This window comes from Marinobacter sp. CA1, assembly GCF_020546665.1.
In the GTDB taxonomy this organism is placed as follows: Bacteria; Pseudomonadota; Gammaproteobacteria; order Pseudomonadales; family Oleiphilaceae; genus Marinobacter; species Marinobacter xestospongiae.
In genome coordinates this window covers 1,770,070-1,793,458 of record NZ_CP071785.1, presented here as the reverse complement: position 1 = coordinate 1,793,458, position 23,389 = coordinate 1,770,070, and the positions used below count along the sequence as shown (strand labels likewise).

The 23,389-nt window shown below is 62.7% G+C and carries 19 protein-coding genes; 8 read left to right on the top strand and 11 right to left on the bottom strand.

The annotated features are described in order from the left end of the window. Positions 1-906 carry a hypothetical protein gene (locus tag J2887_RS08280; protein WP_227175502.1) on the bottom strand — a complete coding sequence of 302 codons (906 nt, stop codon included), beginning with the start codon at positions 904-906 and terminating at the stop codon, positions 1-3. Between the two features lie 168 nt (positions 907-1,074). On the opposite strand from J2887_RS08280, the gene J2887_RS08275 reads away from it, so the two are divergent. After that, positions 1,075-1,689, top strand: coding sequence for a riboflavin synthase subunit alpha (locus J2887_RS08275; RefSeq protein WP_227175501.1), 615 nt, complete (start codon positions 1,075-1,077; stop codon positions 1,687-1,689). On the opposite strand, the gene J2887_RS08270 is transcribed toward J2887_RS08275, so the two are convergent. Beyond that, positions 1,668-2,825: a methyltransferase gene (locus J2887_RS08270; RefSeq protein WP_324197258.1), complete on the bottom strand. Its 1,158-nt coding sequence runs from the start codon at positions 2,823-2,825 to the stop codon at positions 1,668-1,670. The two genes, J2887_RS08275 and J2887_RS08270, sit on opposite strands and share 22 nt — an antisense overlap. 164 nt (positions 2,826-2,989) lie before the next feature. Here J2887_RS08270 and J2887_RS08265 point away from each other — a divergent pair, with 164 nt between their 5' ends. Next, positions 2,990-3,430: a hypothetical protein gene (locus J2887_RS08265; protein ID WP_227175500.1), complete on the top strand. Its 441-nt coding sequence runs from the start codon at positions 2,990-2,992 to the stop codon at positions 3,428-3,430. Positions 3,431-3,640: 210 nt separating this feature from the next. On the opposite strand, the gene J2887_RS08260 is transcribed toward J2887_RS08265, so the two are convergent. The 4 genes from J2887_RS08260 to J2887_RS08245 form a co-directional block, all read right to left on the bottom strand. Then, entirely contained in the window at positions 3,641-4,492 is an 852-nt protein-coding gene (locus J2887_RS08260) for a UDP-2,3-diacylglucosamine diphosphatase (RefSeq protein ID WP_227175499.1), read from the bottom strand. A gap of 88 nt (positions 4,493-4,580) precedes the next feature. Then, a complete protein-coding gene (locus tag J2887_RS08255) occupies positions 4,581-5,609 on the bottom strand; it encodes a class I SAM-dependent methyltransferase (protein WP_227175498.1) in 1,029 nt (342 codons plus the stop codon). Between the two features lie 90 nt (positions 5,610-5,699). Further along, complete coding sequence (locus tag J2887_RS08250) at positions 5,700-5,879, bottom strand: hypothetical protein (protein WP_227175497.1); 180 nt, start codon at positions 5,877-5,879, stop codon at positions 5,700-5,702. Positions 5,880-6,159: 280 nt separating this feature from the next. Continuing rightward, positions 6,160-11,049, bottom strand: coding sequence for an NAD-glutamate dehydrogenase (locus J2887_RS08245; protein WP_227175496.1), 4,890 nt, complete (start codon positions 11,047-11,049; stop codon positions 6,160-6,162). Positions 11,050-11,430: 381 nt separating this feature from the next. On the opposite strand from J2887_RS08245, the gene J2887_RS08240 reads away from it, so the two are divergent. From J2887_RS08240 to J2887_RS08215, 6 genes are read left to right on the top strand one after another with little or no spacing between them, the layout of a single operon-like run. Beyond that, positions 11,431-12,393 (top strand): AAA family ATPase, encoded by a 963-nt coding sequence (locus tag J2887_RS08240; RefSeq protein WP_227175495.1) that lies wholly within the window; start codon positions 11,431-11,433, stop codon positions 12,391-12,393. 18 nt (positions 12,394-12,411) lie between these two features. Continuing rightward, a complete protein-coding gene (locus tag J2887_RS08235) occupies positions 12,412-13,359 on the top strand; it encodes a DUF58 domain-containing protein (protein WP_227175494.1) in 948 nt (315 codons plus the stop codon). A 45-nt stretch (positions 13,360-13,404) separates the two neighbouring features. Further along, positions 13,405-13,869, top strand: coding sequence for a DUF4381 domain-containing protein (locus J2887_RS08230; protein WP_227175493.1), 465 nt, complete (start codon positions 13,405-13,407; stop codon positions 13,867-13,869). Further along, complete coding sequence (locus J2887_RS08225; protein WP_227175492.1) at positions 13,863-14,867, top strand: vWA domain-containing protein; 1,005 nt, start codon at positions 13,863-13,865, stop codon at positions 14,865-14,867. The genes J2887_RS08230 and J2887_RS08225 overlap by 7 nt, the downstream gene beginning before the upstream one ends. After that, positions 14,860-16,680 (top strand): VWA domain-containing protein, encoded by a 1,821-nt coding sequence (locus J2887_RS08220; protein WP_227175491.1) that lies wholly within the window; start codon positions 14,860-14,862, stop codon positions 16,678-16,680. The genes J2887_RS08225 and J2887_RS08220 overlap by 8 nt, the downstream gene beginning before the upstream one ends. Continuing rightward, a complete protein-coding gene (locus tag J2887_RS08215; protein WP_227175490.1) occupies positions 16,674-18,440 on the top strand; it encodes a BatD family protein in 1,767 nt (588 codons plus the stop codon). The genes J2887_RS08220 and J2887_RS08215 overlap by 7 nt, the downstream gene beginning before the upstream one ends. Positions 18,441-18,526: 86 nt before the next feature. Here the strand turns inward: J2887_RS08215 and ccmI are convergent, their stop codons facing one another. Genes ccmI through ccmE form a run of 5 tightly spaced genes read right to left on the bottom strand, consistent with a single transcriptional unit; the run spans position 18,527 to position 23,384 of the window. Further along, positions 18,527-19,786: a c-type cytochrome biogenesis protein CcmI gene (gene ccmI, locus J2887_RS08210; RefSeq protein WP_227175489.1), complete on the bottom strand. Its 1,260-nt coding sequence runs from the start codon at positions 19,784-19,786 to the stop codon at positions 18,527-18,529. A gap of 40 nt (positions 19,787-19,826) precedes the next feature. Beyond that, the gene (locus J2887_RS08205; protein WP_227175488.1) at positions 19,827-20,321 is read right to left on the bottom strand and encodes a cytochrome c-type biogenesis protein; all 495 of its coding nucleotides are present in this window, start codon (positions 20,319-20,321) and stop codon (positions 19,827-19,829) included. Continuing rightward, a complete protein-coding gene (locus J2887_RS08200) occupies positions 20,321-20,860 on the bottom strand; it encodes a DsbE family thiol:disulfide interchange protein (protein ID WP_227175487.1) in 540 nt (179 codons plus the stop codon). The genes J2887_RS08205 and J2887_RS08200 overlap by 1 nt, the downstream gene beginning before the upstream one ends. After that, entirely contained in the window at positions 20,857-22,863 is a 2,007-nt protein-coding gene (locus J2887_RS08195; protein WP_227175486.1) for a heme lyase CcmF/NrfE family subunit, read from the bottom strand. Before J2887_RS08195 ends, J2887_RS08200 begins: the two co-directional genes overlap by 4 nt. 50 nt (positions 22,864-22,913) lie before the next feature. Then, positions 22,914-23,384, bottom strand: coding sequence for a cytochrome c maturation protein CcmE (gene ccmE / locus J2887_RS08190; RefSeq protein ID WP_227175485.1), 471 nt, complete (start codon positions 23,382-23,384; stop codon positions 22,914-22,916). Positions 23,385-23,389 lie beyond the last annotated feature (5 nt).

Below are 23,389 nucleotides of genomic sequence, written 5' to 3'. Positions count from 1 at the left end.
TTACTCCGACTCCTCCCGCGGCTCCGGGGTTGCTGCCACCGACGCCCAACCCTCGTCGATGGCCTTCTGGTTGTCGTCAAAAAACGCCTGCTGGAGATTGTTGTAGGCCTTCTCTGACTCCAGCATGAAGATCAGGTAGAGCCGGATATGCTCCCGCCGGGTAACGTGACGACTGAGGTGACGATGCTCTGACAACTCCACCAGGCGGCGGAATCTTACGGAATTGAGCGCAGGATTGAATTCGACCATTTGCGCACACTGCCAGGCCAGGCCGGTATCCCCTTCCAGGTGCTCGATGTGCTTGCGGGCATCCTTGAGCAACCGGTGGCGACGCACCACCAGTTCGAGGTGGGAGTCCTGACCGGAGTAGAGTCGACGAATCGCAGGAATGCCGGACAGCAGGATAATCACAAAAGCACCAAAACCGCCTCCCGCCAGCCAGGCCGGTACAAACCCGGTCATCCCGCTCAGGAACACCAGCGCTGCGATCGTGGTGCAGAACAACCAGAGGTCACGACGGCGGCGAGCGGCCGCCACAGTGTAGTTGTCTGGCCAGTCAGGCATGGCCAGCAGATTGAAATCCAGCAACAACACCCGGTCGCACTGGCGCAGCAGCAATCGACGCTTGCGCTGCTGACTCGCGGTGGCCTCGGGACTGCCGGGCATCGGCTGAGAGCTTGCCGGTTCCGCCTCCGGTGGCGGCAGAGCATCCTTGTCTCCCTCAGCGCCGGATTCAGCTCCCGTCCCGGCCGCTGCATCCGGAGCGCGCTCCGCGGCAGACTCGGTACCACCTGAAGCCGGCTTGGCCGGGGCCCGATCCTCCGGGTCCGCCGGTCGCCCGGGCCGCAACACCGGCGCCGCCTCAGCGCCCGTACCCTGCTGTGTTCGTTCGTCTGTCTCCGCCATGCGCTATCCGTTGTTGTATGTTGACGCGGCCTCTACAGGAGCCTCTAATGAGAAGCTCTTTACTACGTAACGACCCCCGGCGATGCAACTTGAGGTCAGCCCCGGGCCTTGGCACGATCGGACTGCGCCGCTATCCTTCTCCCCCTCCAACCTCAGAGCGAGATCTCCATGTTTACAGGAATTGTCCAGGGTATCGCCAGCATTGAGCGCATTGACTGCCAGCCAGGCCTCAAAACCTTCACCATTCGCTTTCCGCAAGCGCAGGTTCAGAAGGTTGAGATCGGCGCATCGGTAGCGATTGATGGCACCTGCCTCACCGTAACCCAGCAGGCGGACGACTGCCTGACCTTCGACGCCATGCAGGAAACTCTGGACCGGACCACGCTGGACGACCGCACTGCCGGCGACGCTGTGAACTTTGAGCGTGCCGCCCGCATTGGCGATGAGATTGGCGGCCACCTGGTTTCCGGCCACATCCACACCACCGCCGACTGCATCGCCATCATCCGCAGCGACAACAACCAGACCCTGACCTTCCGGGTCCGGCCCGAGTGGATGCGTTACATCTTTGCCAAGGGCTTCATCGCCATCAATGGCGCCAGCCTGACCGTCGGCGAGGTTGGTGAGGACCACTTCAACGTCCACCTGATCCCTGAAACCCTGCGGGCCACCACGTTCAAGGATCTGCAGGAAGGCGACCGGGTCAACATCGAGATCGACAGTCAAACCCAGACCATTGTCGATACCCTGGCACGTCTGGGCTACGATCGCCCGCCCCGCTGAGACACCGGCTCTGCCGCCGCCAGAACCACAAACTTCGGGTCCGCCGCCAACTGGCGGACCTGACGGAAAGACTTCCGTAAGGAGCGGTGGTACCCCAGATGCCGGTTGCCCACTATCAGCAACTGACCGCCCGGTCGCAAAGCGCGACTGGCCTGAGCAAACAGCTTCAGCGCAATGTGATCCCCCACGGCGCCACCGTCATGGAAAGGCGGGTTGAGCAGCACCAGATCGAATTCACCGCTTGCGTCTGTGCCGTCCTGGCACACGAATGACGCCTGCGCCGCCGGCAAGGCCTGCCGGACGTTGGTCTCGGCGCTGGCAACCGCCTGACTGGAAACATCCGCAAACAGCACAAACACATCGTCCCTATGGCTCAACACCGTCAGCCCCTGGACGCCATTGCCGCAAGCCAGATCCAGCACCCGGGCGCCCGGCGCCAGCGAATTCGCCGCCTGCGCGGCCCAGGGCAGCAACTGGCGCGCCCCGATGTCCAGCCGCTCCCGCGAAAACACCGCAGGCAGCCCCTTGACCGGCAGTCCCGCATCCGGCAGCTCAAATCCGCGAAGCAAGCCGTCCCACCCAGCCAACACTGAAGTGCCCCGCCGGCAAACCACCACTCGGGCCTTTTTGCGCGCTGGCAAAACCGCCTCAGTGGTCACCAGCCGGTTGAACACATCCACACTGCGGTCTGGCAGATGCTTGATCATGCCCCCTGCAAGCAAAAGGCCGTCTTCAGCCAGCACCTCATTGCACCAGCGCAACAGGTACTCCAGATAGTCGAGTTGCCGGGGAATCCGCAGGATCACCACATCAAACGGCCCCGGGGGCGGTGCCTGCCAGTTGGCGACCGCCGGTGACGCCAGCCCATTGGCGGCAGCGTTGCGGGCCAGAGCGGGGGGAAGCACCGCGCTGTCGGCGACAACCTCCGGCGCAGCGTCCGCCAGCCCCAGGGTCAGCGCGCCAAAACCGTCATCGACAATGGCCACACGCTGGCCAGTCCGGAGCCGTTCATCCGCCACTTGCAACAGCAGCTCATCCGCGGCATCCCAGGCCCGTAAACCAGGGCCACCACCGGGGCGACAGAGGGTCAGTGATCGTTGCGGCGTCATCAGCACGTCGGTTGTCATATTGGGCATCTGCTCTCAGGTATTCGGTCAGGGCGCCATTCTAGGCTGATTATTCTAGAAATTAACCCTAGAGTGCTAATCATGATCCTGGCGGGACGTCAGTAGCACGGCGCAGACCTGCATACAGCAACAGGGCTGCCCCAATCCCCCCATTCATCAACAGAGACAGCGACATGATTCAGGAATCCATCAAACAGAGCCTGGAAAGCGTTCAGGCCACCCGTGAACGACTGGAACAGCAGCTGCGACCGCAGCTGGACTGGGCATCTGGAGAATTGAAGAAGGTTCTGGTTGAGCTCGGCGCCGACAGTGCAGAACCCGCATCGCTGCAGGAGACCCTGCAACAGATTCGCGAACGCAATCCGTCACTTCGGGTCTTCACTCGCCGGCTCGATGTCGCCACCTACGACCTGCGCAAGAAGCTCTGGTGGGACGCCAACATGATGACCGCATTCGCGACCAGCAAGGCCGAGGCCGCTTACGATACGGACATCCGCCCCAAGCTGCAGGCCGTTCGCAGTGAGACCGAAGCCCGCGCCCGCACCGCCATGGAACAGATCAGACAGCTGTCCCGTCAACTGACCCGTCAGGACGACGCCAGCGACACCGAATGATTTCAGGTTGTGATCCGAAAGGACGCATACCTCTCCTTGCCCCTCACCCCAGGGGCTTTTTTTTGCCTGACGTTCCGGGATCCATCACCACCACTGACTTTTGGAACTGCGGCCAGGCAACGGTCACAGCAGGGAGCCTGCACAAGCTCCCGCCCGGGAAGCTTGCGCAGACAGAGACTTACGCAGAAAACCGGCGCTGTCGGCCCTCACCTATTTCGGCTCGGCATTCACCTGCTCAATAAACGCGGGGGTCAGCACGTCAACTACCGGCCGCGGGCCTTTGGCAAATTCCGGGGCGGGCTCGTCCGGTTCGGTTTCAACCACCGAAGGGGCTTCGGACCAGTGCAGGATTTCGAGGCGACCACTGGCGTTTTCCACCAGCGCCGTGCAGTGCTCCACCCAATCGCCGTCGTTGCAGTAGAGACCGTCCTGACTCCGCAGGAAGCCGGCGGAATGGATGTGACCGCAAATGAAGCCGTCATACTTGCCTCGTTCGGCCACCGTCAGGGCTGCCATCTCGAAACGGCGGATGAAGGAGCGGGCCTTGCCGATGCGAGTCTTCACCCAGGCCGCCAGCGACCAGTAGGGCTTGTTGCGCATCCGGCGCCAGGCGTTGAACCAACGATTCAGGCGCAGTAACAGGCCATGGGCCCGATCCCCAACCACCAGCATCAGCGGGCTGCAGCGCACCACCTGATCAAACTGGTCACCGTGACACACAACAAACCGGCGCCCATCGGCAGTGGTGTGAATCGCTTTCTGCATCAGTTCGATACCGGAAAGGGTCTGACCGCAGAAGTGCCGCAGGAACTCATCGTGATTGCCGGGAACGTAGATCACCCGCGTGCCCCCGGCAGCGATCTCCAGAAGCTTGTGCACAATGGCCTGATGGGAAGGCGGGAAATGCACCCGTCGCTGCATCGCGATCAGGTCAATGATGTCGCCCACCAGATAGAGGGTGTCGCACTCGATGTTGGACAGGAAGTCCAGCAGGTAGTCGGCCTGGCAGTCGGCCGAACCCAGATGGACATCGGAAATGAATACGCTTCGGTATTTCTGCATCCGCCGTCTCCGGAATTGTTCAGAGGCTCCTTAACAAGGGTTACGGTGGCCCAACCGGATGACGGCGTTGTGACAGGCTCAGGTCAGTTCAGTGACGTTTTGCGCGATACACCGAGAAGCGCCCATCCTGACGCAGAACGTCACACGGGCCGATATGGCGTTTGATCAGCTCACGATAGGGCAGGAAGCTGTTGGCCACCAGCCGGAGCTCCCCGCCGGCAGACAGGTGGTCTGCCGCCTGGGCAAGGAAGCGCTCCGTCATCGAGGTGTCGGTGCGCACCCCGCTGTGAAAAGGCGGGTTGGTGACGATGGCGGCATAACGTCCGGTCGCCACATCCAGGCCATCCCCTTCAAGGATGGCTCCGCGGGCACCATTACGGCGGTAAGTCTCGCGGGCACAGGCCACAGCTTGCGCCTGGACATCGATCCCATCGACCGTATCGTCTAACCCGTGGGACTGCAGCCAGGCACCGATCACACCCGCACCGCATGCAAAATCCAGCACCGGCCCCTGCAACGGGCACTCGGCCAGCGTCTCCAGCAACACCGCGGTGCCATCGTCCAGCCGACCGTTGCTGAACACACCCGGCAGGCCAGCGACGTCGATAGCGGTGTCGGCCACCGCCACCGGATGCCAGGTCAGCCAGTCATCGAGCGTTGGCGGCGCTTGCGGCGTATCGACGGTTGCCTGCCAGACCTGACAGTGGCGAGCGCTGTCCACCTTGACGGGACTCGAGACCAGCAATTTGAGCTGCTTGACCGCACTGGCGATGCCTTCGCGCTTCTCCCCCAGCAGCAGCACCTGGCCACCAATGCGCAACAGGCTTACCGCCAGTTGCAGCCTGACACCCAACTCCGCCTTGGCTTTGGGCATGAACACCACCACGGTATCCACCTCCCCGATGCCGCCCTCGAGCGCATAATAGCCGAAGTGCGCGGTCCAGCCTGGAACGTTGCCCAGACGCTGGTACAAGCCGGCGTGATCCGTCACCACCAGCCCCTCAGGGGCAAGCTGCGGAAGAAAGTCGGCATCAGCGGCGCCAATGAGTGCAATGCGCCCGTGCAGGCGCTCCCGATTTCGGATCAGGGCGGCGTGAACATTGGGGTTGGAGGACATGGAGAGAGCATCCCGGGCGTACAGTGAAAGCGGGATACTTTAACCCGAACTGCCGGCAGAGTCTCGCCAGCAATCCGGGCAGAGGGGACGTTATTTGTAGTTGGCCACCGTACCGACGCGCAACGCGTCCTCCGGTGACATGTCCCAATCGCTAGCTGGAGCTTTCTGTTTTTCTTGGTCGACCGTCTCATCCTTGCGGTCCAGGCCTTCGGCCTTGCGGGTCTTGCGCTGTCCGACTTTGTTCAGAGCTTTTGCAAATACCTGTCGCATTGTTTACCTCCTAACAACAACGCGCACAGTGTAACGCCGACGCTCTGTGTCAGAAAATGACGCATTTCACGATATTTTGACGGCGTTTTACATTTAAGGTGACAATATTTTGCACCTCTAAGCACTTTGGTAACAGTGATCGAAAGATGACGACTGGCGCACGCTCTGGCATAGCCCGGCGTGATAGCTGAAAGGTAACGGAAGGAAATGACGCCCCGGGAGACAGGCTCCCAGGGCGCAGCAATGACCGCCACTGGAAGGGCGGTCAGGAATGGGCAGGTCAGGCCGTCGGCACCGACTCCGGGCTGCCCGACTGAGTGTGGATGGTACTCTGGGCCAGGTCCAGCAGTTCCCGCAGTGCGACCGAGAACATGGCGTACTCCGGCTCACGAACCCCCTTGAGCTCCGCCAGCATGGACTTCCAGCGCGTGATCATCGGCTGGTACTCCGCCATCCAGCTATCGACACAGCTGTCGACCTCGCCGGAGGGACAGGCCAGTTTGAGCACACCCGTGGTGAGCGCCCGCTGCTGCCACTCCAGATCTTCGCGGAAGCTCTCGCGGGCCAGCGCCTGCCAGTGTGAGCCGGGAACCAGTTCGGCAATGGCATTGGCGAACCAGGTCAGGTCCAGCTTGTCACCCAGGGTGTAATACAGGTTGGCCACGGTCTTCAGCGGCATGCCGGTGGCCTCGCGGGCCTCAATGATACCCAGCGCCGAGTACAGGTAGGAGGTGCCGGACACCACCGACGCCAGATCCTCCGGTACCCCCTGCTCTACCAGCTCATCCCGCTTGCAGTTCCAGGATGCCTTGGCGTGCTCACCCAGGTAGGCCTGCAGGTCGCTGGCGATCTGCACAATGCCGTCCGAGAAGCGCTGCATGTGGTTGTCGATGCTCAGCTCGCTGCGGCGATTGCGCAGCAACCAGCGGACCGCCCGGCGAATCAGCCGCATCAGCTGGTTCATCAGCTCCATCTGCAGCTTCGCCGGCACCCGGTAGTCCAGCGCCTCGATCTTCTCCCACCAGGTATCAAGCTGGAAGACGTCCCGGGCAATGATCCAGGCCAGCGCAATGGAGGCCGCAGACGCACCAGTAGACTGGGCGAGGCGATCCACAAAGGTAATGCCCATGTGGTTGACCATGTCGTTGGCCACCTGGGTGGCGATAATCTCGCGCTTCAGCTGGTGCTCACCCAACTCTTTGCCGAACTTCTTCTCCAGCGCCAGCGGGAATACCTTGAACAGCTCACTTTCCAGCTCGGGCTGATCCGGCAGATCGCTGTCGATCAGCGTCTGCTTGAGATCGCCCTTGACGTAAGAGATCAACACCGACAACTCTGGCCGCGTCAGACCCTTCTTGTCGAGCTTGCGCTCGGCCAGGGTTTCATCATCCGGCAGGAACTCCAGTGGCCGGTTGAGCTTGTCCTCGGCCTCAAACCCGTTCATCAGTCGGCGGTATTCCTCCAGCCGCGTTGCCGCTTCCATGGTTGCAATACTGAGAGCCTGGGTCTGACGGTAGTTGTTTTTCAGCACCAGCTCGGACACGTCATCCGTCATTTTCTCCAGCATGACGTTACGCTGCTTCTCGGTGAGATCGCCACTGGCCACTACCCGGTTAAGCAGGATCTTCATGTTGACCTCGTGGTCGGAACAATCCACCCCACCGGAGTTGTCGATGAAATCGGTATTGAGGCGGCCACCCCGAAGCGCGAACTCGATGCGCCCAAGCTGGGTCATCCCCAAGTTACCGCCCTCACCGACGACCTTGCAGCGCAGCTCGTTGCCGTTGACCCGCAGACCATCGTTGGCCTTGTCGCCCACATCGCCATGGGCTTCGCTGTTGGCTTTGACGTAGGTGCCAATGCCACCAAACCACAGCAGATCCACTTCCGCCTTGAGGATGTGGGAGATCAGCATGTTCGGTGGTACCCGGTCCGCCTTGATGTTCAGCAGCTTCTTCATTTCCTTGCTGACCGGGATCGACTTGGCGTTACGACTGAACACCCCACCGCCCTTGGAGATCAGCTCCGGGTTGTAGTCTGACCAGGCGGAGCGGGGCATGTTGAACAGCCGGTCCCGCTCGGCGAAGCTCTTGGCCGGGTCCGGCTCCGGGTCGATAAAGATGTGCAGATGGTTGAACGCCGCCACCAATCGGGTCTTGTCCGACCTCAGCAGACCGTTACCAAAGACGTCGCCACCCATGTCGCCGATGCCGATGGCGGTGAACTCATCTTCCGCCGGGTTGATGCCCAATTCGCGGAAATGGCGCTCCACCGACACCCAGGCCCCCTTGGCGGTGATCCCCATCTTCTTGTGGTCGTAGCCATGGCTACCACCAGATGCGAACGCGTCGCCCATCCAGAAGCCGTACTCATCCGACAGACCATTGGCGATGTCGGAGAAGGTCGCCGTGCCCTTGTCGGCCGCCACCACCAGGTAGTGATCGTCCTCGTCGTGACGGATCACCCGCTCCGGCGGCGTGATCACCGCATCCACCAGATTGTCGGTAACATCCAGCAGGCCACGGATGAAGGTCTTGTAGGCCTCAATGCCTTCCTTCTGGAATGCGTCCCGATCCGACGGGTCTGGCAGTCGCTTGGCAACAAACCCGCCCTTGGCGCCCACCGGCACAATCACTGCGTTCTTGACCTGTTGCGCTTTAACCAGGCCGAGAATCTCGGTGCGATAATCCTCAAACCGGTCGGACCAGCGCAGGCCGCCCCGGGCCACCCGGCCACCGCGCAGGTGCACCCCTTCCACGCGCGGCGAGTACACGAAGATCTCGAACATCGGCAGAGGCAGCGGCATGTCCGGAATGCCGTGGGGGTTCAGCTTGATGCTGATGTAAGGCTTGGTGCTGCCCTCAGCATCCGGCTGATAATAGTTGGTACGCAGAGTCGCCTGCATCAGCTCCAGGTAGAGCCGCAGCACCCGGTCCTCACTGAGGTTGTCGACGTTGTCGAGGCCGGCATTGAACTCGATCTCCAGCTTCTGCTGGGCGGCACTGCTCTTGCCGTCGCTCTGGTAGCGGTCCGGATTGAAGCGGACGCCAAAGTAGTCCAGCAGTTGGCGGGCCAGATCAACATGGTTGACCAGGGTATTGGAGATAAAGGTCTGGGAGTTGGAAATCCGGATCTGACGCATGTAGCGGGCGTAGGTCCGCAACAGCGCGATCTCGCGCCAGTCCATGTAGGACGACAGCAGCAGACGGTTGAAACTGTCGTTTTCCGCTTCGCCGTACCATACCCGCCGGAACAGCTCTTCAAAAATCGGCTTGATGCGGTGGATGTCCACCATCGCACCACTGCTGGACTGCAGGGTGAAATCGTGAATCCAGATGGTACGGCCGTTACGGTCCAGAATCTCGAACGGGTGCTCGCCAATAACCCGGAACCCCAGGTTCTCGAAGATCGGCATCACATCCGACAGCGGCAGCGGCACGTCCATGTGGAACAGTTTGAAATGGAAGGTGCTCTCGTCTTCCTCGAGCGCCCGGTAGAAACTCATGGTCAGGTGATTGTTGTTCACCGCCTCGGTGATGTGCTCCAGATCAATGGCCGCCCGCCGTGGCGAGAACATGTCCTGGTAGCTGGCCGGGAACGCCGCACCGTAGAGCCGGAAAATCTCGTTGCCCCGTTCTTCGCCATAGGTTTCGCTCAGAGCCTCGGCAAGGCCGTCGCGCCAGGACTGGGCCAGATCCACCACCTGCTGCTGCAGTTCCGCCAATGGCAGCTGGCGGTTCTCGACCTGGGGCACCCTGATGGTGAACTGCACCCGCGCCAGGATCGACTCGGAGAAGTGGGTGACGAACTCAATATCCTGGGCATCGAGGCTGCGACACAGCAGCTGTTCCACCTTCAGACGCAGCTCGGTGTTGTAGATGTCCCGGGGGAAGAAGCACAGGCAGGTAACAAACTGGGCGTAGACGTCCTCCCGCATGAACAGGCGAACCTTGCGACGCTCCTGAATGTAATGAATATCCAGGGCGGTTTTCAGCAGTTCCTGGGCGTCGATCTGGAACAGCTCATCCCGGGGATAGACCACCAGAATCTGCTCCAGCTCCTTGCCAGCGTAATCGTCCCGCAGGAAACCGGACGCCTCCATCACCGTTTCCACCTTGCGGCGCAGCAGCGGGATTGCGTCCGGCCGCTCGTTGTAGACCCGGGAGGTGTACAGGCCGAGGAAACGACGCTCGCCGATCACCTCGCCTTTGTCATTGAATTTCTTGACCGCAATGTAGTCAGGGTAGGCGGGTCGGTGCACCCGCGAGCGCTGTGCCGACTTGGCGAAGATGAAGATGTCTTCCTTGCGGGTCATCTCCTGGCGGGTACGCTTGGGCAGTTCATTGAGACGTACCTTGTCCGGGCGCTCGTTGTTGACCCGCAGGATACCCAGCTCCGATTTCGGTACCCGGCGCACCACCGTGCTGTTGCCTTCCTTGGCGAAGTCATATTCATCGTAGCCAAGGAAAGTGAAACGATCCTCTGATAGCCAGGTCAGGAAGGCCCGCGCCTCTTCCTTGTCTTCCTCGCTGATCTTGGCAGAGGTGGAATCCAGCTCGGCCACAATCTCGTGCACCTTGTCGGTCACCCGTGGGAAATCCGAGACCGCGATGCGAACTTCGTGCAAAACCGTCTGCAGTATCTCCTCCAGCTCTGCCAGATCCCTGGGATCGCTGTGGCGGTCGATCTCAAGGGCAATAAAGGCTTCGTAGTCGCTCTTGGAGGTGGACTTGCTGTCGGTATGCAGCTTCTTGAGCTTGCCCTGACGATCCCGGTCCACCTGCAGCACGGCGTGGTGGATGGTATGGGTTCCGATCTCCCGCTGATTGATGGCGATGCGGATGGAATCGATCAAGAACGGGATGTTGGGATGCAGGACAAAAATATTGGTGTGCGTGGACTGCCAGCCATCGCTTTCAAGGTCGGCATTGAACACCGACACCAGGGATTCGTCGGCCTTGCGCTTCTGGAAGAACTGCCAGGCCGCAATCACCGATCCATAGGTATCGGAAAAGCGCCGGCTGACCAGCTCATCCAGCGGCATATGAGCCAGGTACTGGACGGCGAAGTCGTAGATCTTCTTGGCTTCCTTCTTCTCTATCTTCTGATTGAATGCCTCAGCCAGTTGCTCGAAAAACTGATCCTTGCTGGCCACTGTCAGCGCGTTCATGATCGACCTCAGTTAGTGTGAAAGAATCGTAATACTCGCGGGTCATCGGACGATTTCGCTGTCCTTACAGGCCCCTTGCGCCCTGCCATCACAACAGGTTCGGAGCGGAACCATCGGGGCCGTCACACAAGCATAGTCAAACCCTTGATTTTTGACGACCAGCCACAAAGACTGGGACAGTTTTACCGGGTCAGGAATTACACTTACACCCGGAAAGCCACCCCCCTTCTGAGGGCCCTGAGGCGGTTTGGCGGGATGATTCCAAGGCATCCAGGGCTCGTTGGGCACGCTTGCGGCAACGCTCGCAAAATGCCCGACAACCCGCGCCCCGCAAGGCCCCAGCAGGGTTCACAGGCCCACACTCAGGAGCAGTTTCTGCCGATGTCGCTACAGCATACGTTTGGAGAGCTCAGGTCTCAGTTAGCCAAAAGGATTATTGGTCAGGAGAAGCTGGTGGAGCGATTGCTCATCGCCCTGCTGGCCGATGGTCACCTGCTGGTGGAGGGCGCTCCGGGTCTGGCCAAGACCACCGCCATCAAGGCTCTGGCCGACCACCTGGAAGGCGACTTCCACCGTATCCAGTTCACCCCTGACCTGCTGCCTTCGGACGTCACCGGCAGCGAGATCTATCGCCCGGAAACCGGCCAGTTCGAGTTCCAGCGCGGCCCCATCTTCCACAACCTGGTGCTGGCCGACGAAATCAACCGGGCACCGGCCAAGGTCCAGTCCGCCCTGCTCGAGGCCATGGGCGAGCGCCAGGTCAGTGTTGGCATGCAGACCTTCCCGCTGGATCAGCTGTTCCTGGTGATGGCCACCCAGAACCCCATTGAACAGGAAGGTACCTACCCGCTGCCGGAAGCCCAGCTCGACCGCTTCCTGATGCATGTGCTGATTGATTACCCCCGTGCGGATGCCGAACGCGCTATCCTGAGGCTGGTACGGGACGGCTTCGGCAAGCCCGAGCAGGAAGTGTCGTTCCGCCTCAGCGCGCAGCAGGTGTTCGAGGCCCGCCAGGCCGTGGCGGAGGTCTACATGGCCGATGCGGTGGAGGACTATTTGCTGGCCCTGGTGCTGGCCAGCCGCGACCCGGCCAGCCTCGACCCGGAGCTGGCACGGTGGACCTCGTTTGGCGCCAGCCCCCGGGGCACCATCGCGCTGGACCGCTGTGCCCGGGCGCTGGCCTGGCTCGACGGTCGTGATTACGTGACCCCCGATGACATCCGCGACATCGCCTTCGATGTCCTCCGGCACCGGTTGCTGCTGACCTTTGAGGCCGAGGCCGAAGGCATGACCCCGGACGGCGTCATCCAGCGCCTGATCGACTGTGTTCCGGTCCCGGCCTAACCCCAGGACTATCCAGCGATGATCGCCAGCGAAACCGCCACTTTCATCGACCTGCCCGCGCTGATCCGGCTGCAGGCCGATGCCCGCGCGCTGCGCCTGCCGTCGGCCCGCCAGGTTCGCCGGGTCCAGGCTGGCATGCAGGCCTCTCCCCGCCGCGGACGGGGCATGGCCTTTGCCGAGGTCCGCCCCTATCAACCCGGTGATGACATTCGCAGCATCGACTGGCGCGTCACCGCACGCCGCCAGACCCCACACACCAAACTCTACGAAGAGGAACGGGAACGGCCGGTGCTGATGGTGTGCGACCTCAATCGCAGCCATTTCTTCAGCAGTACCGGCGCCTACAAACAGGTACGCAGTGCCCAGGTAACTGCCCTCCTGGCATGGTTGGCCCTGGCCGCCGGCGACCAGGTCGGTGGCATCGTGTTCAACGAGCAGGACATCGTGGTGCAGCGGCCGGCCCGCCGGAAAAAATCGGTGCTGCGGCTGCTGGATTACCTGGCCCACTACCAGCATCGTCCCGACACCCGCCTCACCGGCGACAGCCGACCCGAGCGGGCGCGGGTCCACCTGGATACCGCCCTGCAGGAAACCCTGCGGGTCAGCCACACCGGCGCGCGGATCTTCGTGATCAGCGATTTTCTCGATCTCAGCGATGACACCGCCGGCCTGCTGGCCAATGTGGCCCGACACAACAGCGTCACTGCCATCCGGGTGACCGATCCGCTGGAACACCGATTGCCGGAAAAGGGACGGTTTGCGGTCACAGGTCCAGACGGCCCAATCTGGTTCAACGCCAGTGACCGGCGCTTTCAGGAAGCCTTTGCGGCCCGCGTGGCGAAACACGAAACGGCCCTGACGCAGTGCTTTCAGCGTTCCGGGGTGGAGTGTCAGACGCTGGCCACTGACGCCGAGCCGGTGCGCTTTCTGCAGTCACTGCTGGGCCCCCGGGGCCGCATCGGCTGATGCCACCGAGACTCCAACAATGAGCTACACCCGACAAGAGCTGTCATGGAACCCGACCCACTGAGCCAACTGCGCGACATTCACCTGCCGGAACCCGGCGGTTTCTGGCCGCCGGCACCCGGCTGGTGGCTGCTGGCACTGATTGCCATCATCGCCGTGGCGTTGCTGGTGGCCTGGCTGATCCAGCGCCGCCAGCGCAACCGCTGGCTGGGATCGGCCCGTCAGGAGCTTGCCCAACTGGCGGACCAATCCACCCGGGACAACCATTGGTACCGGGAACTCAACAGCCTGCTCAAACGCTGCGCCCGTCATCGCTATCCGGAGCGCCGGCCTGACGCCCTCAGTGGCGAAGCCTGGCAGGCTTTCCTGCTGGAAACCGGAGAGCTGAGCAGCGACCACCTCAACGTGCTGAAGGCGATGTCTGAGGCGGTCTGGCAGCCACGTCCGGATTGCGACGGAGACGCGGCCCTGAGTCTCGCCCGTACCTGGTTGCGGAGGCAGTCATGCTAGAGCTGGCCTATCCCTGGTTATTGCTACTGCTGCCGTTGCCCCTGTGGTTGCTCCGCAAGCGTCGACAACAGCAAAGCGTGGAGGCGCCGGTGCTGCCGGTCGGCCACTGGCTCAGCGACCTGCCCGGGGTAACCCGCAGCGGCGACGGCCTGTCACTCTGGCAGAAGCTCATGATGGCACTGATCTGGGTCTTGCTGGTGACCGCGCTGGCGCGGCCCCAGTATGTCGGTGAAATGGTGCAACTGCCGGTGACCGGCCGTGACCTGCTGCTGGCGGTGGACATTTCCCCCAGCATGGATGAACAGGACATGGTCGCCAATGGTCGCGCCATCAACCGGCTGCAGGCGGTCAAACGGGTGCTGCACGACTTCATCAGCAAGCGTGAAGGTGACCGGCTGGGGTTGTTGCTGTTCGGCACCGAGCCCTACGTCCAGGCCCCCCTGTCCTTTGACCACGACACCATTCGCATCCTGCTGGACGAGTCCGGGATTGGTATGGCCGGACGTGCCACCGCGATCGGCGATGCCATGGGTCTGGCGATCAAACGGCTGCGGGACCGGCCCGAGGAGCAGCGGGTGGTGATCCTGCTGACCGACGGCGCCAACACCGCCGGGGAAGTTTCCCCGGACACCGCCACGGACATTGCCAAAAGCGCCGGCGTGCGGGTGTACACCATCGGCATTGGCGCGGAATCGATGATCCAGCGCGGGCTGCTGGGCTCACGGCGGGTCAACCCGTCAAGGGACCTGGACGAAGAGCTGCTCCAGCGCATCGCCTCGGAAACCGGAGGTCGTTACTTCCGCGCCCGCAGCCTGCCGGAACTGGAAATGATCTACGAAAGCATCAACCAACTGGAAGAGATCGAACTGGAGGGCCAGCACTACCGCCCCACCACCGATCTCTATGTCTGGCCTGCCGGTCTGGCTGCGCTGCTGTGGCTGTTGATGCGGCTGGCCAGCGCCCTACCCGCCCGAACCACGGAGGTGAGCCATGACTGACTTCCACCTGCTGCGTCCGCTATGGCTGCTGTTGCTGCTGGCGATCCCGTTGCTGCCGTGGCTGCAGCGGGCCATGGTCTCCCGGGACAGCGGCTGGAACCGCATCATCCCGACGCACCTGCTGGCGCCGCTGCTCAGCGGTGACGACCCCGGCCAGAGCCGTCTGCGGTTGTGGCCGCTGGCGCTGGTGTTGGTACTGACGTCGGTATCCCTGGCCGGCCCTGCCTGGCGCGAGGCGCCAACACCACTACAGCGCCAGGACGACAGCCTGGTTATCGTACTGGATCTGTCACTGTCGATGCTCGCGACCGACGTCAAGCCGGACCGGCTGACCCAGGCCAAGCGCAAGATCCGCGACCTGCTTGCCAGTCGTGATGGCAGCCTGACCGCGCTGGTGGTTTACGCCGCCGACGCCCATGTGGTCGCGCCATTGACTGACGACCGCCGCACCATCGAAGGCATGCTGTCTTCAATCGATCCGCTGATCATGCCGGCAGCCGGTAACCGCGCCGACCTGGGGGTGGCCAAGGCCCTGCCGCTGCTGGACAACGGCGCTCTGGGCCGGGGGCGTATTCTGCTGATGACCGATGACGTTGCCAGCCAGTACCGCAGCGCCATTATCGAACGGCTGGAAGGGTCCCCTTACACCCTCAGCACTCTGGTGGTCGGCACCTCCGAGGGCGGTCCGATCCCCCTGGCCCGCCATGGCTTTATCCGCGACAACGGCAAGATCGTCATGCCCGCGGCCAACCCCCAGGCTCTGGCGGAACTGGCTGCGGCCACCGGCGGCGACAGCCACACCCTGACTCTGGACGACCAGGATATCCGCCAGCTCCAACTGCGCAGTGAGGACAGTGATCGCTGGCAGAACAGTGAACGGGACCTCAGCATCGAACGCTGGCAGGACGACGGCTACTGGCTGTTGTGGCTGATTGTGCCGCTGGTGGCGCTGGGAATGCGGCGAGGCGTACTGGTGCTGGCGGTGGCGCTGGTTATGCCGGGCCTGCCCCGGCCTGCGCTGGCGCTGGACTGGGCCGATCTGTGGCAACGGCCCGAGCAGCGCGCAGAAGCGCTGATCGCCGAAGACGCCGCGGCAGCAGCAGAGAAGTTCAAAGACCCGGGCTGGCAGGCCGCCGCCCAGTACCGTGCCGAAAACTATGCCGATGCCATCGCAACACTGAAGGATCAGCAGGATCTGCAGTCGCGCTACAATCTCGGTAATGCCCTGGCCAGAAACCAACAGCTGGAAGAGGCCCTGGCCGCCTACGACGACGTGCTTGAAGCGGACCCGGACCACGAAGACGCCCGCTTCAACCGGAATCTGGTCGAGCAGTTGCTGGAGCAGCAGAAGCAGCAGGAGCAACAAAACGGCGAGTCCGGACAACAGTCCCCCGACGGCAACTCACAGTCCGGCGAGCAACCGCCCCAGGACCCGTCTGACAACGAATCATCCCAGGGCGGTCAGTCGCCATCGGACCAGCAGGGTGATGGCCAGCCGAGCGGCAATGAAGAGGGAAATCAACAGCCCCGGCAGGACAGCGAGGCCGGCGATTCGGAACCGGACGACACCGACGCTGACGGGGAAAAAAGCGGAACCGAGAACCAGTCCGGGCAACAGGGCCAGGAGCAGGAAGGCACTCCGGAGGGCACCTCCACCGCCCCGGCCCAACTGCAGCAATCTCCCCTGAGCCAGGGCCAGGAGCAGTGGCTGAGACGGGTCCCGGATGACCCTGGCGGACTGCTGCGCCGCAAGTTCCTGCAGCAATACCAACAACGAGACACCCAACCGGACAAGAGCGACACACCATGGTAAGCCGGCTAACCACCACGCTACTGTTTCTGATTGCCCTGATTACGCCGCTGTCCCAGGTTCAGGCCGCGGACTCTCTGACCGTGGAGGCGGATCGGACGGAGCTCTATGAGAATGACACGCTCACCCTGACCGTCCAGTCCACCATTGAGCTGGACTTCAGCCTGGGTGACATTTTCAACTTCAATATGTCGGACCTGCCGATGCCGGACCTCTCGGCCCTGGAGCCGGATTTCGAGGTGCTGGCCCGCAACCAGCAGTATCAGGTGCACTCCAGCAGCAACGCCATGTTTGCTGACATCACCTGGAGCATCCAGATCGCGCCCAACCGCACCGGTGAGCTTGAGATTCCCCCTATTACCTTCCGCGGCCAGACCTCGGAGGCAATAACAGTGACGGTCAAACCCGGCGGACCGGACCAGGCCGAAGGCGTCCCCAGGGATGTGTTTATCGAACTGTCCACCGACAAGGATCGGGTGTACGTACAGGAACAGCTGGTGCTGACGATTCAGCTGTATTTCAGTGGCAATCTGGTCAGGGGTGAGCTTTCGGAACCGGAGCACGCCACCGCCATGATCGAACCGCTGGGGCAACAGCGCGAGTACCGCCGGACCCGGGACGGGCAGTCCTATCGAGTGGTGGAGCGACGTTACGCCATCTTCCCGCAGCAGCCCGGTGAACTGACCATTGATCCCATCCGCTTTGAAGGCCAGAGCCGTGATCCCCAGGGCAAACTGCGCTACCTGCGGGACCGGGCCGAGCTGTTCGATATTCCGGTGGAGGCTCCGCCGGCATCATTCAGCGGCGACACCTGGTTGCCGGCTCGGGACCTGACCCTGGAGGAGTCCGGTCTGCCCAAGGACCTCACTCTTGAACAGGGACAGAACCTGACCCGCACCCTGAGCCTGTCTGCCCAGGGCCTGACCTCAGAGGCGCTGCCGCCGTTCGACAGCCAGATGCCGGATGCCCTGCGCAGCTACCCCGAACAACCGGAACGCCAGACCGAAACCCGTCCCAGCGGCCTGTATGGCCGTCTGACCCAGACCGAAGCGCTGGTGGGGGTGACGCCCGGCACCGTCACCCTGCCGGAGATCCGCATCCCCTGGTGGGATACCCGCACCGACACCGAACAGGTGGCGACTATTCCCGCCCGCACCCTCACCATTAACGGCAATGCCGCCCTCGCCGCCCAGACCGCCCCGGGTTCTCCCGGTCGCGGTGACACCGGCGACGAGATGACGGACAGCGCCGGCAGTCAGGTGTCCGGGTCGCCGGCGCCGGGCGACGGAGGCAACTTCTGGCGCTACGTTGCCGTGGTGCTGGCCTTGGGCTGGACGGTGACCACCGCCGTACTGCTACGTCGCCGGGGCAAAGCACGTGCAACACCATCGGAGGAGGCAGCCCGACCGGACCAGAATGAGTCCGCCAGCTTTGACATCCTGCTGTCCGCCGCCGCCAACGGCCAGGCCAACACCCCCCAGCTGCTGCTCCACTGGGCCAATCGCCGCTTCAGACCGAACCATTTCCGCTCCCTGACGGAGTTGCTGGCATTTCTTGGCGATCCGGAGCTGTCGCAGCAACTGCGGCACCTGCAGAGTCTCCACTTTGGCCGCCAGCATGAACCGGACAGTGAGCAGCACAGCTGGTCAGGGGATGCCCTCATCGCCCGCCTGAAGGCAATTCGCAGTGAGGCCGCCAGGCCCGCAAAGCCGACAGACAGCCTGCCACCGCTATACCCCGCCAGCCTGGCCGGACGATCCTGACCACATCGACAGACGCGGACGGCACCACAAAAAAGCCAGCCCCTCGAGGCTGGCTGGCTTTTTTGTGGTGCATCAGTGGCGGCCAATCATTCCGCCAACTGGTGATCAATTACGATCGTGGCCGGTTCCGACGCGTCCGCGGTCACCGCGATCACCGATTCCGCCTCCCCCTGCCAGTCACCCGGCTGTGGCACGGCGTTGCCGGAAGGCGACAGGCGCGCCGTCACCTGAACTTCGTCCACTTCAGAAATCCGCGTCATCGGCCCCATGGCGTGACGGTCATCCAGTCTCAGCTCCAGCGGCAGATCCGCCGCCGTCATCCGCGCAATGGCCACCGGCATGGCATTGTCCGCGCCGGTCTTACGGGCAAACACAAACAGCGTGGTGTCCGCCGGCACGTCGTTGGCAAGCTGATCCGCCAGTGCCACACGAACCGTCACCCCGGGCCCGGAGGACTGAGCCGTGGCGGGATTGTCCTGGCCCAACTGACGGTAGGCCTCATCGATACCCTGGCGAATCGAGGCCAGCTGCGGGTGGTCCGGCGCCACGGTGACGATGCGTTCCCAGTAGTCGATGGCCTGCTGATACTGTTCCTGGCTGTAGGCATGGATGCCCAGCAGCCCAAGGGCATTGACCTCATCCGGGTCGCGGGATCGTGCCTGCTCAATCGCCCGCTCAACCGCGTCGGTCAGCTGGCCCTTGCTGTCAAAAAACAGGGCCTGGGCCGACAGTCCCCAGGCCACCGCCTGAGCCGCCCGGTCCGGCACCTGCTGGGCCAGGCGCTCGAAGGCCCAGGCCGCATCGGGGTACCGTTCCACGCGCATGTAGGAGCGTCCCAACATGGCCCAGCCGTCGGGGTTGTCCGGGCTGGCTTCGAGTTTCTGCCGCAACTCGTCGGTAAGGCGGTTCATCTGAGCAACCCGATCACCTTCCTCGGCAGCCATGGCGGTCATGGTGCGGTACTGCTCGACCTGATCCATCGCCCCCCATTCCTGGTACAGCAGGATCACCGCAACCGGTACCACCACAATGCTGCCGAGCACCACCGCCACCGCTGACGTCCGCCGATCCCGCTGTGCCGCAGAATGGGTCGGCGCCGTGCTGACGTCGTCCAGCAGGCTGCCCTCCAGTTCGTCCTTGAGCTGCTGGTAATCGTCCTGCTCCAGGCTGCCGGCGGCGTACTCGGCTTCGAGCTCCTCCAGGCGGGACCGGTAGGCCTGCAGGTTCTGGCTTCTCTGGTCGCCAACGCTCTTGCGGGTCGACTTATGGAAAAACAGGGGAAACAGTACAAACGCCAGGGCCAGGGCAATCAGCACCGCGGCCGTCAGCCAAAAAGTGGTTGTCATAGGGTGACCATTACAAAGTTCAGTGAATCTGTCTGCGCAATCAGCGATCGTTGCCGGAATCTTTCAGCAGGGCTTCGGCCTGACGCCGCTCCTCGTCACTCAGTGCTGCGGTTCTTTCAGGCCGGCGTCGTGAGCGAATGACAATGCCAATGACCACCAGCAACCCGCCTAGCACCGCAATCACCGGCGTCGCCCATAGCAAGGCGGTCCGCCGGTCCAGCTCCGGCTTGTAGCGAACGAATTCACCAAAGCGGCCGACCAGCGACTCGGTCACCTCCTCATTGCTGGCGCCCTGCTGCAGCATGCGATAGACCTCGTCCCGCATGTCCTTGGCAATGGGCGCGTTGGAATCGGCAATGTTCTGGTTCTGGCATTTGGGGCAGCGCAATTCGCTGATCAGGGTGCGGAACCGGTCAGCGTCCTGGGGATCACTGAACGGGTAGGTGTCGGTGGTTGCCCAGCCGCTCACAGGCAGCAGCAGGAAGACCATCATCAACAGGGTCAAACGATGGGGTGAAACCTGGTGGGCACGCATCAGCCTTGTCCTCCCAGTTGCTGCATCAACGGCTGCAGGGTCTCGCTCCAGACTTTCTGGTTAACGACGCCAACGTGGCGGTAGCGGATAATGCCGTCACCGTCGATAACAAAGGTCTCCGGTGCGCCGTAGACCCCCAGATCAAAGCCGAGCTTGCCGTCCGGATCAAACAGACTCAGAGCGTAGGGATTGCCCAGGCGCTCCAGCCACTGCAGCGCCAACGGCCGCTCGTCCTTGTAGTTGAGGCCGACGATGCGAACGCCCTGCTGCTCCGCCAGCCGGATCAGATCCGGGTGCTCATCGCGACAGGAGGGACACCAGGTCCCCCAGACGTTGAGCAGGAACGGTCCCTTGCCCCGGAGAGCTTCGGGGCCATGGCTGACGGACGGGTCCAGTAGATCCGCCAGTTCGAAAGCCGGCACGGGTTTGCCAATCTGGGCAGACTCCAATTGGGTGGGGTCCTTGCCGATACGCTGGAACAGCACGATGCCAAGGATCACCGTCAGCACCACGGGAATGAACAACAGTGCCCGTCTCATCCTGCTGCTCCTGCCACCGCCGGGTTCTCCTCGCCGCTCGCCTTACCGTTCTCCGTCGCCGACTGTTCGGCACGCTTGCGAATCCGGTAGCGTTTGTCGGCGATGGCCAGGAAACCGCCCGCCGCCATGAACAGTGATCCCAGCCACAACCAGCGGATCAGCGGTTTGTACTGCAGGCGTACCGCCCAGGCGTTGTCACCCACCTTCTCGCCCAGCGCCACAAACAGGTCGCGGGTCAGACCGGCATCAATGCCGGCCTCGGTCATGACGTTGCGCTGGACCCGATACTGGCGTTTCTCCGGATACAGGGTGGAAATGGCATCGCCGTCACGGCTCAGATCAAAGCGGGCGTACTGGGCCACAAAGTTGCCGCCCTGGCGCTCACCGATTTCGGTGAAGGTGAAACGGATATCACCGATCTCCGCCGTATCACCGGGGGACATCCGCACATCCCGTTCGATACCGTAGTTGGACACCACCGTGGCCCCCGCCATGGTAATCGCCAGCCCCAGGTGCCCCAGGATCATTCCGTAATAGCTGCGGGACTGGCGCTTGAGACCGTGCCAGCGGCCCTTGCGGGAGGACGATTTGTCCCACAGATCCGCCGCTGTCGCCACGGTTACCCAGGCCGCACCAAAGAGTCCGGCAAAGGCCCAGGGAGTGAAACCACCAAACACCAGCATGGTCAGACACGCGACCACCAGGCTGATGGCCGCCGGCCACAACAGCTTGCGGCCAAGCCAGCCGCCATCGGTCCGCTTCCAGCGGGAGAAAATACCGGCGCCCAGCAGCAGCGCCACCGCGATGGCAATCGGGCTGAAGGTCAGGTTATAGAAGGGCTCGCCGATGGACAGCCGGCCGCCGCCCAGGTAATCCAGCACCAATGGGTACAGGGTGCCGACCAGCACCAGCAGCATCGCCGCCATCAGCAGGATATTGTTAAGCAGCAGGAAGATTTCCCGCGACAGCGAGCCGTAGCGCGCCCGGGAGTGCACCACTGGCGCCCGGAACGCGTACAGGGTCAGGCTGGAGACGATGGTCACCGCCAGCAGCCCCAGCAGGAAAGCACCACGAGTAGGATCGGAAGCAAAGGCATGGACCGACGTCAGAACCCCGGAACGGACCAGGAAGGTACCCAGCAGACTGAGCGCAAAGGTGACAATCGCCAGCAGGACCGTCCAGGATTTGAACACGCCCCGCTTCTCGGTCACCGCCAGTGAATGCATCAGTGCGGTACCGGCCAGCCACGGCAACAGGGACGCGTTTTCCACCGGGTCCCAGAACCACCAACCACCCCAGCCAAGCTCGTAATAGGCCCACCAGCTGCCCAGGGCAATGCCCACCGACAGGAACGACCAGGCAACCGTGGTCCAGGGACGGGACCAGCGTGCCCAGGCTGCGTCCAGACGGCCATTGATCAGCGCCGCGATGGCAAACGCAAAGGCCACCGAGAACCCGACATACCCCATGTAGAGCATCGGCGGGTGCACGATCAGACCGAAGTCCTGCAGCAGCGGGTTCAGGTCCGCGCCATCGGCCGGGACGTTGGGCAACAGACGATCAAACGGGTTGGAGGTCATCAGAATGAACAGCAGGAAGCCCACCGTCACCATGCCGAGCACCGACAGTACCTGGGCGATGATCTCTTCCGGCAGGCGGCGACTGAACACCGACACCGCCAGGGTCCAGCCCGCCAGCATCAGAATCCACAGCAGCAGGGACCCCTCATGGCCACCCCAGACCGCACTGAACTTGTAGTACCAGGGCAGCAGGCTGTTGCTGTTGTTGGCCACGTAGGCCACAGAAAAGTCGTCCACCAGGAACGCATGGGTCAGGATGGCGAACGCCAACCCGATAAACACGAAGATACCGCTGGCCAACGGCCGCGCAAACGCCATCAGCCGGGACCGGTCGGTGATGGCGCCGGCCAGTGGCACCACCGACAGCAGCACTGACAAAAGCAGTGCCAGGATCAGCGCGATCTGTCCAAGTTCGGGATACATGGTACTCCCCTCAAAGGTTTAGGAATGCTTGTCGATGCCGCAGCGGGCCATCAGTAACCGGTTTTTTCGGCGGATGCGCCGGCGTCACTCCCCGGATGGCCAGCTTTCTTCAGCGAGTCGCTGACTTCCGGCGGCATGTAATTCTCGTCGTGCTTGGCGAGTACCTGTTCCGCCACGAAGGTGCCGTCGGCCTGCAGCCGGCCGATGGCCACCACACCCTGCCCTTCGGCAAACAGGTCCGGCAGGATACCGGTGTACTGGACCGTGACGGCTTCGGCGTAGTCGGTGACCCGGAAGCGGACCGTCAGGTCTTCGGAACTACGCACCACCGAGCCCGCTTCCACCATGCCGCCGGCACGGATACGGGCGTCCACCGGTGCATCCCCGGCGGCAATCTCGCTGGGGTCGTAGAACACGTTGATGTTCTGTCGCAGGGCGTAGGTGGTCAGGCCGACGGCAACACTGAGGCCGGCCAACAGGAAAAGGATAATGGTCAGTCGTTTCTTTCTAACTGGATGCATGGGGA

Coding starts and splice junctions, on each gene's coding strand:
- J2887_RS08280 (WP_227175502.1), bottom strand. CDS start 906: ATGGCGGAGACAGACGAACGAACACAGCAGGGTACGGGCGCTGAGGCG.
- J2887_RS08275 (WP_227175501.1), top strand. CDS start 1,075: ATGTTTACAGGAATTGTCCAGGGTATCGCCAGCATTGAGCGCATTGAC.
- J2887_RS08270 (WP_324197258.1), bottom strand. CDS start 2,825: ATGCCCAATATGACAACCGACGTGCTGATGACGCCGCAACGATCACTG.
- J2887_RS08265 (WP_227175500.1), top strand. CDS start 2,990: ATGATTCAGGAATCCATCAAACAGAGCCTGGAAAGCGTTCAGGCCACC.
- J2887_RS08260 (WP_227175499.1), bottom strand. CDS start 4,492: ATGCAGAAATACCGAAGCGTATTCATTTCCGATGTCCATCTGGGTTCG.
- J2887_RS08255 (WP_227175498.1), bottom strand. CDS start 5,609: ATGTCCTCCAACCCCAATGTTCACGCCGCCCTGATCCGAAATCGGGAG.
- J2887_RS08250 (WP_227175497.1), bottom strand. CDS start 5,879: ATGCGACAGGTATTTGCAAAAGCTCTGAACAAAGTCGGACAGCGCAAG.
- J2887_RS08245 (WP_227175496.1), bottom strand. CDS start 11,049: ATGAACGCGCTGACAGTGGCCAGCAAGGATCAGTTTTTCGAGCAACTG.
- J2887_RS08240 (WP_227175495.1), top strand. CDS start 11,431: ATGTCGCTACAGCATACGTTTGGAGAGCTCAGGTCTCAGTTAGCCAAA.
- J2887_RS08235 (WP_227175494.1), top strand. CDS start 12,412: ATGATCGCCAGCGAAACCGCCACTTTCATCGACCTGCCCGCGCTGATC.
- J2887_RS08230 (WP_227175493.1), top strand. CDS start 13,405: ATGGAACCCGACCCACTGAGCCAACTGCGCGACATTCACCTGCCGGAA.
- J2887_RS08225 (WP_227175492.1), top strand. CDS start 13,863: ATGCTAGAGCTGGCCTATCCCTGGTTATTGCTACTGCTGCCGTTGCCC.
- J2887_RS08220 (WP_227175491.1), top strand. CDS start 14,860: ATGACTGACTTCCACCTGCTGCGTCCGCTATGGCTGCTGTTGCTGCTG.
- J2887_RS08215 (WP_227175490.1), top strand. CDS start 16,674: ATGGTAAGCCGGCTAACCACCACGCTACTGTTTCTGATTGCCCTGATT.
- ccmI (WP_227175489.1), bottom strand. CDS start 19,786: ATGACAACCACTTTTTGGCTGACGGCCGCGGTGCTGATTGCCCTGGCC.
- J2887_RS08205 (WP_227175488.1), bottom strand. CDS start 20,321: ATGCGTGCCCACCAGGTTTCACCCCATCGTTTGACCCTGTTGATGATG.
- J2887_RS08200 (WP_227175487.1), bottom strand. CDS start 20,860: ATGAGACGGGCACTGTTGTTCATTCCCGTGGTGCTGACGGTGATCCTT.
- J2887_RS08195 (WP_227175486.1), bottom strand. CDS start 22,863: ATGTATCCCGAACTTGGACAGATCGCGCTGATCCTGGCACTGCTTTTG.
- ccmE (WP_227175485.1), bottom strand. CDS start 23,384: ATGCATCCAGTTAGAAAGAAACGACTGACCATTATCCTTTTCCTGTTG.